We start from the raw sequence: 15,101 nt of genomic DNA on the forward strand, positions 1-15,101 counted from the left end.
ACTAGAAGAAATGATGGAATGTAACAAAATATTTCATCCACAGCAATCTAATTATTGTGTGCTCTACCTGTCAGCTTACAATTAGCATGCAGGCATGAGGACGAATTTTGTTAAAATAACCAGCAATCCTAATAACAAAAGTAACGATTCACGATAGCGCTTGACGGCGTTTATCTTGGCGTACTGCTATGAATGCTCTTTGACTGCCTATGAACGCTTTATTTCGCTTTTTTGAAACTCGTCTGCCCGCCTTTCCTGAGACGCCTATGCCGCTGCCCTCGCCGCGCGATGGTATGCTCAAATTTATGTGGGCATGTACCAAAGGGCTACGCGGGTGGTTATTGCTATTTATGATTTTGTCTGCTGGTATCGGTATCTACGAAGCGATGCTATTTGCGTGGATTGGCAATATCGTCGATTGGCTTGGCGTTTATACGCCGCAAAATCTGTGGGCAGAAAAAGGCGATATGCTGCTTTTGATACTGGCCGTGATGATTTTAAGTCCGCTTTGGATTGCCCTATCGTCATTTATCCATTTTCAAACCTTGCAAGGCGTCTTCCCGATGCAGATGCGCTGGCGTTTTCATCAGCGTATGCTTGGGCAATCGATGCAGTTTTATCAAGACGAGTTCTCTGGTCGCGTTTCTGCTAAGGTAATGCAAACGGCATTGGCCGTACGCGATACCGTGATGACGGTCACAGACATGTTTATGTACGTCGCCGTTTATTTTATTACTTCTGGCATTATTTTATTTAATTTAGACAGCTTATTATTGATTCCATTTATTGTGTGGTTTGTCTTGGTGTGGCTGGCGATGTGGTATTTTATTCCCAAACTTAAACAAACGGCGATTGTACAAGCCGATGCCCGCGCGTTAATGACGGGCCGCATCACTGATGCGTATGCCAATATCATGACGGTTAAACTGTTTAGCCACTCGCGCCGCGAGCTCGATTATGCCAAAAACGCGATGGGACAGTTTTTAGGTACGGTCCATGCGCAAATGCGCTGGGTCAGCTACCTTGAGGTATCAACCCACTTAATCAGTGTGATTTTGGTCAGTAGTACGGCCGGTATCGGAATTTATTTATGGCAACAAAGCGCTGTCGGTGTTGGCGCAATTGCCGCTGCCACGGCGATGGCGCTGCGATTAAATGGCCTGACGCGCTGGATTATGTGGCAAACTGCTAGCCTGTTTGAGAGTATCGGGACAGTACAAGACGGGATGCGCACCTTATCTGCGCCGCAAACCATCGTTGATAAGCCAAATGCCGCTATCCTTAAAGTCAGCGATGGTCGTATCGTTTTCGACCATGTTGATTTTAGTTATGAAGGCGAAGACGATGCCACAGGTTTAAACAAGCATAAATCAGACAAGCCTCTAGATATCACGCATGAAGATGCTGTTATTCCTGCTGCGGATTCTGCAGCGGGAACTTCATACGCCAAGCTATTAGATAACTTTTACTTAGATATCAAACCGGGTGAGAAAATCGGTCTGGTTGGGCGTTCAGGCGCTGGTAAATCAACTTTGGTTAATCTACTCCTGCGCTTCTTTGATGTTGATAAAGGCAAAATCTATATCGACGGGCAAGCGATTGACGAAGTTACCCAAGAATCGCTGCGTCAGCAAATCGGTATGGTCACCCAAGATACCTCGTTATTGCACCGTACTGTGCGCGAAAATATCGCTTACGGTCGTCCTGACGCAACCGATGAGGAAATCATTACAGCTGCTAAGCAAGCTCAGGCGTGGGACTTTATTAAAGATTTATACGATGACAAAGGCAATACCGGTCTTGATACACAAGTCGGCGAGCGCGGCGTTAAGCTCTCTGGCGGTCAACGTCAGCGCATCGCTATCTCACGCGTGATGCTAAAAAATGCGCCGATTTTGTTACTGGACGAGGCGACCAGTGCACTTGATTCTGAGATTGAATTTGCCATTACCGAAAGCCTAAACGATATCATGACCGGCAAAACTGTGATTGCAATTGCCCATCGATTATCGACCATTGCCGCGCTAGATAGATTGGTGGTCATGGATAAAGGCCGTATCATCGAGCAAGGCAGTCATGATGAGCTACTGGCGTTAAATGGCGTTTATGCGCGCTTATGGCAGCGTCAAAGTGGCGGCTTCTTAGGCGAAGACAGCTAATTGCAAGTTAACAATAAAATGTAAGATAACGGTTAAAAAACCACCACAAGGAAGTGAAGTTTTTATGGAAACTTTTACCAAACGTATTAATATCAGTGGCAAGCAAGCGCGCTATTATGATTTAGAGCAGTTGAACCAAACTGCAAATCAAGCAGACAAACCGAACCACCATAAACGCCCGCCTGCTCATTTTTATGGTGGTAACAGCTTTACTGTTGGTACTTATGCACCATTATTAAATAAGCTCGCAACGGATTTTGATTTATCGGCGCTGGCGCTACGTGGTTATTGGTATGACAAGCCGCAAGCGCTGCGTCTGACCCGTGAGCAAGATGCCGATATACTGATTGAGTTTTTAGAGAAAACCCAAAACGCGCCTATCGTTGGTATTGGGCATTCGCAAGGCGCAACAGCGACCGCTATAGCAGCAGCAAAACGCCCCGATTTATTCTCGCAGTTATATCTTATCGAGCCTGTCACCTTTACTAAAAAACAAGCAATGCTTTATAACTTACTACCGCGCAAGATATTGCTAAGCCGTGAACCTTTTAAAAGCACCCTAACCAAGCAATCGACGTGGGCAAGTATCGATGACTATTATGAGCATTTGCGCGCGCAACGGGCTTATAAACGTATCAGTGATGAGCACTTAAAAGTATTTGCTGAACAAAGTTTGACGGCCAATAACAATGGCAGCTATAGCTTGATGTTTGCCCCCGAGCAAGAGCTTGCCAACTATTTTGGTGCGCCCCATATCGATGCGGCATTAAAAAAACTCAGCTGTCCTTATACCTTAATCACCGGCAAACCGACTTTGTTTATCAATGATAAAGTACGTAAACAATGGCAAGGATTTGTTCCCGCCGATAGCATTATCTCTTTGCCCGATTACGGTCATCTTTTGCCAATGGAAGCACCTGAACTGTGTGCGCAAATTATTAATGAGCATTATGAAAGCAATAAATAAGCCGAGCGATATGGAATGTAGGATATATGGGATATAAGCAATGAGCGACCTTTTTGTCCCTGCGCCAACCGATAATTTATTGCCTTATGATGGCAAAGTTAATGACTTAGGTATCGTTATCGATTATCCCAGTGCCTTATACTATGCCCTATTAACGACGCTACCTTGGCAGTCTGATATCGTCACTTTATTTGGTAAGACGCATGTCACCACTCGCCAAATAGTATGGATGGGCGACAGTGCTGCCAGTTATCAATACTCGGGGCACAGGCGGCAAGCCATTGAGTGGACAGACTCAGTGTTTCATGTGAAACATCATATCGAGCGGCAACTATTAAAAATCGGTATCAATACCCACTTTAATTCTTGCCTGCTAAATTACTATCCGTCCGGCGACGATGGTATGGGGTATCATGCCGACGATGAAAAAGAACTAGGCAATCAGCCAGTTATTGCTTCTTTGTCACTCGGAGCGACGCGCAAGTTTGTCTTAAAGCATAAAAGAACTCAAGATAAAGTCGAGCTTTATCTTGAGTCCGGTCAGCTTATCGTCATGCATGGTGAGACGCAAAAATGTTGGAAGCATACTGTTACTAAAACAAAAACGGTTTTAGAAGGACGTATTAGCTTAACCTTTAGGCAAATGATATTAGATTAAACTCGCTTAACTTAAATAACCTCGCTTAACTTAAATAACTCTGCCTTAGCTTGCTTTGAGCACAATCTTGCCAAAGGTATCGCCTTTTTCTAGCTCGCGGTGAGCAGCGACCACTTCAGATAATGGATAAGTTTGCTGAATTTGTAAAATTAGCGTGCCGTCAGCGACATCTTGTAAAACCTTTGCCATATCTTCGCCATTTGGCTTTACCGCATAACCATCGACGCTCAAGTTTTTATTACTACCGGCAGCTTTTAGTTTATCAACCCAAATGGTCGGTAACACTTTAACGCGACCTCCAGATTTGAGTGTGCTCAAAGCGCGCACGCCGGCATCGTCACCGACCAAGTCCATCAGTACATCGGCTTGTAAGTCAGGAAAATCTTGGTCTTTGGTATAATCTATCCAACCTTCCAACTTGCTTTTATCTATCAATTTATCAAGTTTGGCGTATTTTTCTGGTGAGCAAATAAGCGTGACTTTGATATTATCTGACGCTACCTTTTTCAGCAAAAACTGAATCGCTAAATGTCCAACGCCGCCCGCTGGCGCGTTTATCACCACATGCTCAGCGTTTTTTATGTTGGCAAATTCTACAAACTGTAGCGCCGTTTGCCCGATACAAGGCAATGCCCCTGCTTGCTCTAATGTCACAGACTCAGGTACTTTTGCCAGTAAATCAGCATCGATCGCCACGTATTCAGCGTAGCAGCTGCCATCAAAACTAAGGGCCGCGACGTCATCTCCAATCATAAATTTATCGCTATTACTTTTGACCACTATCCCTGCAACATCAAAGCCTAAAATAGCGGGCTCGCCTTTATCAAAGTTATTTTTTTGAATCGCATCGGCGCCCCAGCCTTTACCTTGACGGGTTTTATAATCGACGGGGTTGATACCGGCATAAGCGACTTGTATTAATACTTGGTTATCCTTTAATGCAGGCATAGCCACGCCGTCTTGATATGTCATGACTTCAGGTTCGCCAAACTCGCGTATCTGTACGGCGTGCTGCGTCGTTGGTAGGTGTTTATCAGACATGATTTTTCATCCTTGTATTATTCTAATTTCTCTTTTTTGGTTAGTTTCTTACTTGTTATCCATTAACTGATAACAGCAATTCATAACAATGCTAATTCTGCACTTAGCGGCAAATGATCCGATAGTGTTGACCAAGGCTTACCGGTATGTACCCACGCGTCTTTTACCCTTAGATTGCGCACATAGATACGGTCTAGACTGAGCACAGGCAATTTTGCTGGAAAGGTTGGTAGCAATTTGCCATGACAGTGTTTAAAAGCTTCGGTCATCCCCAAGCTTGAAGCGAGCCTGTCACAAGACATTTTTTTCCAGTCGTTAAAATCGCCCGCCAAAATCAGCGGCTGATTAGGCGCAATCTCATTACGCACATAATTGGAGATGGCTTCGTACTGCTTGATGCGGTCGCGCTCAAAGAGGTTTAAATGGGCGCATAATACCACAACCGGCATCTCCCACCCTAGCGGCTGCACTTCACAATGCAGGACACCGCGCTGCTCAAGTTTATTCACCGTAATATTGACGTTATGTTTAGGATCTAGCGGAAAACGACTCAACACCGCATTACCATGATGACCGTTTTCATACTCTGAGTTTTTGCCATAGCTGTTTTGCAGTTGCAAATATTCACCAAACCATTCGTGCTGTGATTGGTCGGGATATTCGTTATATTGCATATTACGCTTGAGGTTTTGACCCTGCACTTCTTGCAGGCAAAGGATATCTGAGCCAATGATATCAAGCGCTTGGGCGATACCCTGTATCTTCACTTGGCGATTCATCGGCGACATGCCTTTATGAATGTTGTAGCTAGTTAAAACAAAAGAGGTGGTATTAGTCATAAATTTATCAGTTATAAACTCAGTATGGATAGCGTAAGGGTGAACAGCGCTTTATTAGAAACTTATCAAATGACACCAGTCATCAGATAAACGTAAACCTAAGTTATTATAAAAAAGAGCATTGATTCATATCGAACCAATGCTCCCATATTATACCTATGTCGTAACGATGGCTAATTCATTAACGAATAGCAGCCATCACTTAGTAGCGTGTTACCAGAGCAATTGGCTGATCTGCACCCATCAGCTCCTGCGGCATGAATACGGCTTTGCCACCATTATGAATGACGTGTTCGATGATTTCACCAACGGCATCATCAGTAACGCCTTGGGCAGTCGCATCATCAGCCATGCTTAGAGTCTGCGCCGCTTCATCGATCATAGCCGGTTGCATGTAACCGCGGCGGACATATAAAGTCTCGCCAACACCTTGGAAGGCGCTGCGGTAAACTTCTTGCAAATCTGTTTGCAGCATATTGGCACCGCGCGCTTTGTCAATTTCACCCATAGCGGCTTGATGTAATGACGAGCGATAATTTTCAACCGCTTCTTGTACGCTATCAATGATATGCTGCGCGCTGCCTTCTTCTAAATTGGTGGCATTTGAAACGGTAGCAATGATATTATCTGGACGATCACAAACATCTTTATAGTAACCGATATTTTTGGCATCGCCAACGATCACTAACGGCATTTTATTCTCGCCCCATAGCTCTTGGACGCTCTTATCTACTTGGTTAAAAAATTCTTTTAGATAGCTACTCTCGTTGTTCGCTGAGCGATCAGAGCCGGCATCACCTGTTGTATATAAACCATTATTTTCTACAGGAAATGGAATGTTTTCCATATTATTTTGTGCATCGGTATCTTGGTCGAACTCTTTGACCACACGGTCGTTAGACGCTTCAATCAAGCGCGCCTTATCACGCGTCAATACCACCGTATAATAATGCACAGCACTAGCCATATCACGCACCAAATCACGTGTTGCAAATCTATCAGAGATTATCACGCGCTCTTTGGTATCAATAGGCATACGGACGATTTGAGCATCGTCAGTGCTAGCAAATATGGCTAAGGTATCTAAGTTATAGTTGTGATTCAGGTCACTGGTTTTATTCTGGATATTTTCTAAAATAGAGGTGGCGGTACTTTTGTCGTACTCGTTGTTTAGGCGCTCTTCGACGACTTTTAATTGATTTTTTAGGGCGATAGGATCTTTTTGATTGTCAGGATGCTCACGGTGCGTTTTGACAAAAATACTGACCGCTGGATTGGCTTTGGTCTCACGTAGACTTTTAAGAGTTGCTTTCATAAATACTGCTCCTTATTTTATTATCATTGGTTGGTATCGCAAAGTTTGTCATAGAATTTGAAAATTATTTTTAATAACTGCCTTGTGTTTAATTTATTATATTAAGTCCTTGTATTACTAAGATGCTAACAACTTGTCCTCACTCCCTGTAGGGTTAATTTGCAAGTAAATGATGACGCTTTGTAAGTGAAACTTAGCAAACTATCAGTCATATCGATAATTAGCGCTAGGTTATTATCCAATTGGACATTTATAAAAATCCCATTTATAAAATGAACACTCTAAAACCAATTATAACGCTGGCTTGTATTTCAACCGCGTCATACCCATCTTTTAGATAACCTTTACTTTACATAACGTTTTAAACTACGTTTTAAATAACGTTCATAGCACTTTATCTAAATTATAATAATTTATTTATTACTAACAGACCTTGACTAACAGACATTGGATACCTTTCTTTATGAACTCTATTGCTCCAGACCTACACCTTGTTGATTTTTCCAGTACCACACCTGATGCCTTACAAAGCCAGGTCATCAGTGCTATCGATGCTGCCAACCGTTTTTTAGATGAGATGTCGGCAGATAGCAAGCTTAGCGCTGAGCAGGCGTTGGCAGAGGTGATGAGCTTTGACCATATAAATCTGGCGTTAGATCGTAGTTGGGGCATTTTGTCGCATCTTAATAGCGTGATGAGTAGCGATGAGATTCGTCATGTCCATCATGAATTGTTGCCCAAGCTGTCTGCTTATGGCACGCGTGTTGGTCAGCATCAGCCGCTATTTAGTCGCTATCAGACGATCGTCAATGATCAGGCTTTCTTTGCCGAACTAGACCCAGCAAGGGCGCGAGCAATTGAGCTTGCGCTGCGTAGCTTTGAGCTATCAGGCGTTGCGCTACCCAAAGCTGAGCAAGAAACCTTTGCTGCTATTCAAAGTGAGTTATCGACTTTATCAGCGACGTTCTCAGACCATATCTTGGATGCTACTCAGGCGTATGCCTTACCGCTTGAGCAAAGCCAATTAGCAGGGTTAACTGAGAGTGGTTTGGCGCTATTAGCGGACGCAGGCGAACAATATAAAGCTCGCGAGCTTGCCAGCGATAAGCTCACCCAAGCACAAATTGATGCGTTGCCGACGCCTTATTATGTTGCAAGCTTAAACATCCCCGTTTATCTTGCCGTCATGACCCATGCCGATGATCGTAATCTGCGTGAGACGCTGTACCGTGCTTATGTTACTCGCGCCTCTGAGTTTGATGCGCATACCAATGCCAAAGGTGAGTCGCTCAATAATGCCGATATCATGAGCCAAATTCTGCAATTACGCGCGCAAAAAGCCAAGCTATTAGGTTTTGATAATTATGCAGAAGTGTCACTGTCGACCAAAATGGCAGATAGCGTAACGGAAGTGGAAACCTTTTTACGGGATTTGGCGGCGCAAGCGACTCCAGCTGCTAAGCAAGATTTAGCACAGCTACAAAAATATGCGCAGGCTTATGGTATTACTGAGCTACAGCCGTGGGACAGCGCTTATATTGCCGAAAAAGTAAAACAGAGCGAATTTAGCTTATCGCAAGAGGAGATACGTCCTTATTTCCCACTACCGAAAGTGATTAGCGGATTGTTTACGATCGTCGAGCGTTTATACGGTATCAAGGTACAAGAGCACAGTGAGTCTGTATCACGCTGGCACGATGACGTACGTTTTTATCAATTATTTGACGCCGATGATCACTTGCTTGGTGGCTTTTACTTTGACTTATTTGCTCGTAGCGGCAAACGCGGCGGCGCGTGGATGAGCGGTTTTCAATCACGTTATACCTATGCGGAGCAAAACCATCAGCAGCTACCGGTTTGCTTTATGGTCGGCAACTTCACCCCTGCCCTCGATGGTAAACCAAGCCTATTGACTCACGATGAAGTACTGACCTTGTTCCACGAGTTTGGTCATGGTTTACATCACTTATTAACCCAAGTAACTGTTGGTGATGTCGCTGGTGTCAATGGCGTTGAGTGGGATGCAGTCGAATTGCCCAGTCAATTTATGGAAAACTGGGCGTGGGATGCCGAAGGGATTGCTTTAATAAGTAGCCATGTTGAAAGCGGCGAACCCTTGCCAAAAGACAAACTTGCCGCCCTACTAGCGGTCAAAAACTTCCAAAGCGGCATGCAAACCTTACGTCAAATCGAGTTTGCACTTTTTGATTTATTGATTCATGCGCAGACGCCAGCACTTGATTATGATGGTATCTTGGCGACGTTAAACGCCGTGCGCGATGATATTGCGATTGTGCAGACGCCAGATTACAACCGTTTTGCTAATGGCTTTAGTCATATCTTTGCTGGTGGGTATGCCGCCGGTTATTACTCGTATAAATGGGCGGAGCTATTGTCTGCCGATGCGTTTAGTAAGTTTGAAGAAGAAGGTATCTTTAACCCAACTACCGGCAAAGCCTTTCGCGAGACTATTTTATCGGTCGGTGGTAGTTTTCCTGCTAAGACCAACTTTGAGAACTTCCGCGGTCGCAGCGCCAGCATCGATGCTTTACTACGGCATAGCGGTTTTGACAATGCTAAAAATGACATTGCTAAAAATGATGCTGCCGCCACTGCTAAAGCCAATGTTCAAACGACGCGCGAGGTCATCTAAATGCGCTATCAATCATCAACGCCAAAGCGCCGGTTTTTAGCAGGCGTTCGCTGTCCTAAATGTCAGGCGATGGATGCTGTGATGCAAGTAAATATCGTCGTACCCGAACCTGATGAATACATCGAATGTACGCAGTGCGGACATACAGAGCACCGCCCCGATCCTGATACTATCAGTGCTAAAAACCATTTAGAGGACCAGATTGCTCGTGATGCCATGTCGACAGGTACCAGTGGTACAGTCAAATTCAAGCCATAAGAGTCATATTTGATAGTTAACGTTAATTTTTAATAGCACAAAGCCTGTCTAGCAATAGATGGGCTTTTTATTTTGAGTTTGTTATAGTATGGCTACTTATATTTTTGCCAGAAATCGACCATCGTATGAATAAAAAACGTCTACGTCCTTTATCGACTAAGTCAGCGCTGAAAAAGTCTGCCAAATCGCGTCAAAAATGGTGGCTTATTATCATAGTGGCGGCTTTATTGATTGGTTATTTGGTTTGGGAAAACAATTCGCCAGACACTGAAAAGGCGCCGATCGAAAGCACACCACCTACTGCCGATTCTATTGAGCAAGATAGTGCTGAGCAAGCAAATATCCCGTCATTAGATAGTAATGACAATATATCAGATGACAGCCAGCTAACTTTAGAGAGTGATGACTCGGCAATTACAAACAGCCAAATCCCTAATCCCGACGCTATTTTAAATGCGCCCTTGCCGGAAAATGATAGTTTAGCAAAAGAAGAAATAGATCGCTTGGAAGACGAGCGTCAGCGCTTAGCCGAACAAGAGAAGCTGGCCGCTGAGCAATTAGCAATGAATAAGCAGTTGACAGAGATGAAAGAAGAACAAATCGCCCTGCTGGAGGAGCAAATTGCCCAATTAGAAGCTGCGGAAAGCGCGAAAAACAGTGTAAAATAATATTCATTTCACAGAGGGGCAAATAGATAAATGGCAAGTCTACAACTTACCCACGCCCCTATTTTAAATAGCAGCGCCCAACTGCTGATATTGCCGGTGAATAACGCCGGTATCCTGCTAGATCCTATCCTTATGCGCAGCAAAAACTTATATCCAGACAATTACCAACGTTACTTTAGCGCCTGCCGCGAGGGTAGCCTAATGGTTGGTAGCTGTTTAATGCATAAGCGCGCACGTGAGCAAGCTGGGCTTGGCGTCAGTAGCAACGGTAGCCAACCAAGTTATATTGCCAACCTTGTCGTATCGGATCATCCCTATCATTCACCGAGGGCAAGCTGGTTAAGCGCAGCTCTAGTCGATTTACAACAGCAGCTAATACCTTTAATACGTTATCAAGGTATACGCCGGATTGCATTGCTAGCGCGCCCGCTTATTGCTCATTATTCGCAAAAAAATTCTGCTCAAAATAATATTGCTGATAACGGTGAAATAACAACGTCAATTGCTTTAGATTGGTCTAGCAATATCTTGCCTCTTGTCACCCATCATCTACAAGATTTACCAAAGCTACGTATCGATATTCATCTTCCTAAAGACATCAATATATAAATCATTTTCTCATTGTCATTATTCTTTGTGCGCATAAAAAAAACCGCCTTGTTTGCCAATATCAGCAACCAAAGCGGTTTTTTTAAATCTAACTAATTCGAAAAACGAAGATTAGTTTTGCTCGATACCTTTCATGGTCAGCTTAATACGGCCACGGTTATCAACATCTTGTACCAATACGCTGACGGTTTGACCTTCTTTTAGGTAGTCAGACACGTTTTCTACGCGCTCATCGGCGATTTGCGAGATATGCACGAGACCATCGGTGTTTGGCAAGACGTTAACGAAAGCACCGAAGTCAACGATACGCGCAACCGTACCTTGATAAGTTTTACCGACTTCTACCTCCGCGGTGATGGCTTCAATTTTGCCGATAGCCGCTTTGGTTGCTGCTTTATTTTCACCAAAGATACGAATGGTACCAGCATCATCGATATCGATAACCGCGCCAGTTTCTTCGGTTAGCTGACGAATCGTTGCGCCGCCTTTACCAATCACATCACGGATTTTTTCTGGGTTGATTTCGATAACCGCATAGTTAGGCGCATGAGCGTTGATTTCCGTACGGCTTGCAGGCAGTACTTTATTCATCGCTTCTAGGATATGAATACGACCAGCGTGGGCTTGCTTAAGGGCTTGCTCCATAATGTCTGGGGTAATGCCTTCGATTTTAATATCCATCTGTAGCGCGGTAATACCGTCTTTCGAGCCTGCTACTTTAAAGTCCATATCACCAAGATGATCTTCATCACCTAGGATGTCAGACAATACCGCAAAGCGCTCGCCTTCTTTAACCAGACCCATCGCGATACCCGCAACTGGTGCTTTTAGCGGTACGCCTGCGTCCATCAATGCCAAGCTTGCGCCGCAAACCGAAGCCATTGAAGATGAACCATTTGATTCGGTGATTTCAGATACCACACGAATCACATATGGGAAGCGTTCGCTATCTGGCAACATCGCTTCAACGCCGCGGCGCGCTAGGCGACCATGACCGATTTCACGACGTTTTGGCACACCTTCACGGCCGGTTTCACCAACTGAGAAATGTGGGAAGTTGTAATGCAACATGAAATGGTCACGAATCGTACCAGCCAATGAATCAATCATGTTTACATCACGGGTGTTACCAAGCGTGGTGGTTACCAATGCTTGTGTTTCACCGCGGGTAAATAGTGCTGAACCATGGGTATATGGCAATACGCCTACTTGTACATCTAGCGCACGAACGGTTTCAAGATCACGGCCATCGATACGCGGCTTACCTGACAAGATATTGTCACGAACGGTGCGGTATTTTAACTCTTCATAAATCTCTTTTAATTCAGATACCGTATCGTTATACGTTTCTGCTTCGGCGTCACCTGCCAATGCTTCGATGATCGCTTGTTTGATTTCGTCAAGTTTGCTGTAGCGCTCTTGCTTATTGGTAATAGTATAAGCATCAGCCACTTGCTCACCAAACTGCTCTTTCATGCTGGTTTCTAACGCTTGATCGCGAACAGGCGCGGTATATTGCTGCTTAGCGGTACCAACCTCTTCTGCCAATGACGCGATATTATCAATGACGATTTGCTGCTGCTGATGACCGTATAAAACCGCACCTAGCATTTGGTCTTCAGACAATTCTTTCGCTTCTGATTCAACCATCAATACTGCAGATTTGGTACCCGCAACCACCAAGTCAAGGTCGCTGTCTTTGAGCTGATCAAGCGTTGGGTTAAGAACATATTCGCCATTGATAAAGCCAACACGCGCTGCTGCTACCGGGCCATTGAATGGGGCATCAGAAATAGCCAGCGCTGCTGAAGCACCGATGAGTGCCGCGATATCTGCCGACTGAGTTTTATCAGACGAGACAACCGTCGCCGTAATTTGAATTTCGTTCACGTAGCCTTCAGGGAATAGCGGACGAATAGGACGGTCAATCAAACGCGACGTTAAGGTTTCATTTTCGCTTGCGCGGCCTTCACGTTTACCATAAGCACCAGGGATTTTACCGGCTGCATACATTTTTTCTTGATAGTTGACGGTCAATGGGAAGAAGTTTTGCCCTTCTTTAGCATCCGACTTTACTACTGCCGCTACTAGGACAGTCACGCCGCCCATGTGAACCAAAATAGAGTTTGCTTGACGCGCGATACGACCCGTTTCAATAACGACCTGCTGGTCGCCGTACTGGAATTCACGCTTAATGGTATTAAACATTGTCATATAATTTTCCTAATATTGACTGACGAAAGGGATATCAGCATCATAAAAAGCTGATATCTGTCATTAAAAATTCTTGGTAACTGGTTACTCGTGATTGGCTACTAATTGACGTTAACATAATTGGAAACTGGGTCGATTAGAGCAATTTTGTTACCTATTTATTTGATACATTTATTTAAATAACGATTTCACGTTATTTGCTGACTAAAATCTGCTTTGCTAGCCACTGTTTGATAAATAATACTCATCACGATAAACCTTATAAATAATTAATCGAGCGCGAATACTACTCTCAAACTCATAAGGCATTATTTTACAGTGATTTATAGCCATTGACCAATGAAATGCCAAACTGTCTGTTTGCGCATTACCGTTATGAGCATTTCAGTATAAAAAAGTCGGTTAAAATAGGAGTTTGTCACATTAAACGTATGCCGCTAAGGCATAATTTTTTAACAGTCAAACTCATATAAATACGCATAAAAAAACGGCGTGAAACTATTCCACACCGTCTTTAGAGAAAATCTATTTTATCGAGCTTAGCAAGCAAATACCAAGTGGCTTAGCAAAAAATCTAAAATCTTGCCACATTCTGGCATATTCTATATTAGCGACCACTCGTACTATTGTCGCCAAATTAACGACGTAGACCTAATTGGCTAATAAGGGTGGTATAACGACCAAGGTCTTTACCTTTTAAGTAGTCAAGCAGTTTACGGCGCGTGTTAACCATACGGATAAGACCACGACGGCTATGATGGTCCGCTTTGTGCTCTTTAAAATGGTTCTGTAAATCGTTGATACGAGCACTCAATAGTGCTACTTGAACTTCTGGAGAACCAGTGTCGTTTTCGCCACGTTGGTATTGAGCAATGATTTGTTCACGATCAGAATTGGTTAGCATAAATCTCTCCGGCAATGCTAAATGTACTAAGATACTTTCAATTTAAAGCATCTAGGCACAATAGAATAAAAATAAAAAGTTTAACCGTCATTCAGGACAACCCTGCATTACTAGAGTTGACCTAGTGTACGACAAACTTATCAATTAGAACGTTTAGTTAAGAATAAAGCGAAAATTAAACGTGACAGCGATTATAACAAAAAACTGCTGAACTAGCAGCAGTTTTTATAGTAGTTTTACAATTTTTGCAGAGAAAAATTGATTAAGGTCTAAATTTATAAGACTAACGTTTCAGCAACTATTTATCCTTCTTAACGTCGTCCTGCGTAGCATTACCGCCAAGCTCATTATCTTCAAGAGGAGCCGTCGTTGCTTCCGCTAAACTAGCTGGAATATTATCTTTTTTAGGATTGATATCTTCGGCTTGTTGTTTAATTTTTTTCTCTTGCGCGTCCATGTTGCCTTTTGAGTCAGTCATAAATACTCCCAGTTATCATTATTTTTGTATATTTTTACTAACTATCTTATTAATAATCAGCAGATTCAATAAATTACGGAGTTAACTATTTTTCTTCTTTAGCATTTTTTAAATTATCAGCAATACGGTCTGCAGCCGCTTCAGTATCTTGCGTATGATTATCTTCTGTTTGGCCCTTTAGGGCAGCAGTCGCTGATTCTGAACGTTGTTGCTCAAGCTTGGTATCGTTCGGATTAGGATTTGACATAATAATTTCCTTTTCTGTAGTTATGAATTCTGTAGTTATGATTTTAAAGTTATGGTAATTTCGTAAAATCAATATAAATAAAGCGTTAATA

General features: G+C 43.4%; 14 protein-coding genes. 7 read left to right on the top strand and 7 right to left on the bottom strand.

The window, feature by feature from the left end:
- Positions 1–209 precede the first annotated feature (209 nt).
- From A7325_RS10275 to A7325_RS10285, 3 genes are all read left to right on the top strand, one after another.
- On the top strand, positions 210–2,159 hold the full coding sequence (locus tag A7325_RS10275) for an ABC transporter ATP-binding protein (protein WP_068407874.1): 1,950 nt from the start codon (positions 210–212) through the stop codon (positions 2,157–2,159).
- Between the two features lie 64 nt (positions 2,160–2,223).
- Entirely contained in the window at positions 2,224–3,126 is a 903-nt protein-coding gene (locus tag A7325_RS10280; RefSeq protein ID WP_068407876.1) for an alpha/beta fold hydrolase, read from the top strand.
- Positions 3,127–3,166: 40 nt separating this feature from the next.
- Positions 3,167–3,784 carry an alpha-ketoglutarate-dependent dioxygenase AlkB family protein gene (locus A7325_RS10285; RefSeq protein ID WP_068407877.1) on the top strand — a complete coding sequence of 206 codons (618 nt, stop codon included), beginning with the start codon at positions 3,167–3,169 and terminating at the stop codon, positions 3,782–3,784.
- Between the two features lie 45 nt (positions 3,785–3,829).
- Here the strand turns inward: A7325_RS10285 and A7325_RS10290 are convergent, their stop codons facing one another.
- The 3 genes from A7325_RS10290 to A7325_RS10300 form a co-directional block, all read right to left on the bottom strand.
- Positions 3,830–4,825: an NADP-dependent oxidoreductase gene (locus tag A7325_RS10290; RefSeq protein WP_068407878.1), complete on the bottom strand. Its 996-nt coding sequence runs from the start codon at positions 4,823–4,825 to the stop codon at positions 3,830–3,832.
- Positions 4,826–4,905: 80 nt separating this feature from the next.
- Positions 4,906–5,664, bottom strand: a complete 759-nt coding sequence (locus A7325_RS10295) for an endonuclease/exonuclease/phosphatase family protein (RefSeq protein ID WP_068407879.1) — start codon at positions 5,662–5,664, stop codon at positions 4,906–4,908.
- A gap of 202 nt (positions 5,665–5,866) precedes the next feature.
- The gene (locus A7325_RS10300) at positions 5,867–6,979 is read right to left on the bottom strand and encodes a hypothetical protein (RefSeq protein WP_068407880.1); all 1,113 of its coding nucleotides are present in this window, start codon (positions 6,977–6,979) and stop codon (positions 5,867–5,869) included.
- 463 nt (positions 6,980–7,442) lie between these two features.
- Here A7325_RS10300 and A7325_RS10305 point away from each other — a divergent pair, with 463 nt between their 5' ends.
- From A7325_RS10305 to A7325_RS10320, 4 genes are all read left to right on the top strand, one after another.
- The gene (locus tag A7325_RS10305) at positions 7,443–9,632 is read left to right on the top strand and encodes a M3 family metallopeptidase (protein ID WP_068407881.1); all 2,190 of its coding nucleotides are present in this window, start codon (positions 7,443–7,445) and stop codon (positions 9,630–9,632) included.
- Positions 9,633–9,890 (top strand): YheV family putative metal-binding protein, encoded by a 258-nt coding sequence (locus A7325_RS10310; protein ID WP_068407882.1) that lies wholly within the window; start codon positions 9,633–9,635, stop codon positions 9,888–9,890.
- A 125-nt stretch (positions 9,891–10,015) separates the two neighbouring features.
- Complete coding sequence (locus A7325_RS10315; RefSeq protein WP_068407884.1) at positions 10,016–10,558, top strand: hypothetical protein; 543 nt, start codon at positions 10,016–10,018, stop codon at positions 10,556–10,558.
- A gap of 30 nt (positions 10,559–10,588) precedes the next feature.
- Positions 10,589–11,167, top strand: coding sequence for a hypothetical protein (locus A7325_RS10320; RefSeq protein ID WP_068407886.1), 579 nt, complete (start codon positions 10,589–10,591; stop codon positions 11,165–11,167).
- A gap of 111 nt (positions 11,168–11,278) precedes the next feature.
- Here A7325_RS10320 and pnp read toward each other — a convergent pair whose 3' ends face one another.
- From pnp to A7325_RS13785, 4 genes are all read right to left on the bottom strand, one after another.
- Positions 11,279–13,381 (bottom strand): polyribonucleotide nucleotidyltransferase, encoded by a 2,103-nt coding sequence (gene pnp / locus A7325_RS10325; protein ID WP_068407889.1) that lies wholly within the window; start codon positions 13,379–13,381, stop codon positions 11,279–11,281.
- Positions 13,382–14,018: 637 nt separating this feature from the next.
- Positions 14,019–14,285, bottom strand: coding sequence for a 30S ribosomal protein S15 (rpsO, locus tag A7325_RS10330; RefSeq protein ID WP_068407892.1), 267 nt, complete (start codon positions 14,283–14,285; stop codon positions 14,019–14,021).
- A 298-nt stretch (positions 14,286–14,583) separates the two neighbouring features.
- Complete coding sequence (locus tag A7325_RS10335) at positions 14,584–14,763, bottom strand: hypothetical protein (RefSeq protein WP_068407894.1); 180 nt, start codon at positions 14,761–14,763, stop codon at positions 14,584–14,586.
- An 85-nt stretch (positions 14,764–14,848) separates the two neighbouring features.
- Positions 14,849–15,010, bottom strand: a complete 162-nt coding sequence (locus A7325_RS13785; protein WP_156508534.1) for a hypothetical protein — start codon at positions 15,008–15,010, stop codon at positions 14,849–14,851.
- Positions 15,011–15,101: the final 91 nt, after the last annotated feature.

It is taken from the genome of Psychrobacter sp. SHUES1 (assembly GCF_001652315.1).
In the GTDB taxonomy this organism is placed as follows: Bacteria; Pseudomonadota; Gammaproteobacteria; order Pseudomonadales; family Moraxellaceae; genus Psychrobacter; species Psychrobacter faecalis.

Excerpts from the sequence above, each read along its gene's own strand:
- A7325_RS10275 (WP_068407874.1), top strand. The coding sequence starts at position 210 with ATGAACGCTTTATTTCGCTTTTTTGAAACTCGTCTGCCCGCCTTTCCT.
- A7325_RS10280 (WP_068407876.1), top strand. The coding sequence starts at position 2,224 with ATGGAAACTTTTACCAAACGTATTAATATCAGTGGCAAGCAAGCGCGC.
- A7325_RS10285 (WP_068407877.1), top strand. The coding sequence starts at position 3,167 with ATGAGCGACCTTTTTGTCCCTGCGCCAACCGATAATTTATTGCCTTAT.
- A7325_RS10290 (WP_068407878.1), bottom strand. The coding sequence starts at position 4,825 with ATGTCTGATAAACACCTACCAACGACGCAGCACGCCGTACAGATACGC.
- A7325_RS10295 (WP_068407879.1), bottom strand. The coding sequence starts at position 5,664 with ATGACTAATACCACCTCTTTTGTTTTAACTAGCTACAACATTCATAAA.
- A7325_RS10300 (WP_068407880.1), bottom strand. The coding sequence starts at position 6,979 with ATGAAAGCAACTCTTAAAAGTCTACGTGAGACCAAAGCCAATCCAGCG.
- A7325_RS10305 (WP_068407881.1), top strand. The coding sequence starts at position 7,443 with ATGAACTCTATTGCTCCAGACCTACACCTTGTTGATTTTTCCAGTACC.
- A7325_RS10310 (WP_068407882.1), top strand. The coding sequence starts at position 9,633 with ATGCGCTATCAATCATCAACGCCAAAGCGCCGGTTTTTAGCAGGCGTT.
- A7325_RS10315 (WP_068407884.1), top strand. The coding sequence starts at position 10,016 with ATGAATAAAAAACGTCTACGTCCTTTATCGACTAAGTCAGCGCTGAAA.
- A7325_RS10320 (WP_068407886.1), top strand. The coding sequence starts at position 10,589 with ATGGCAAGTCTACAACTTACCCACGCCCCTATTTTAAATAGCAGCGCC.
- pnp (WP_068407889.1), bottom strand. The coding sequence starts at position 13,381 with ATGACAATGTTTAATACCATTAAGCGTGAATTCCAGTACGGCGACCAG.
- rpsO (WP_068407892.1), bottom strand. The coding sequence starts at position 14,285 with ATGCTAACCAATTCTGATCGTGAACAAATCATTGCTCAATACCAACGT.
- A7325_RS10335 (WP_068407894.1), bottom strand. The coding sequence starts at position 14,763 with ATGACTGACTCAAAAGGCAACATGGACGCGCAAGAGAAAAAAATTAAA.
- A7325_RS13785 (WP_156508534.1), bottom strand. The coding sequence starts at position 15,010 with ATGTCAAATCCTAATCCGAACGATACCAAGCTTGAGCAACAACGTTCA.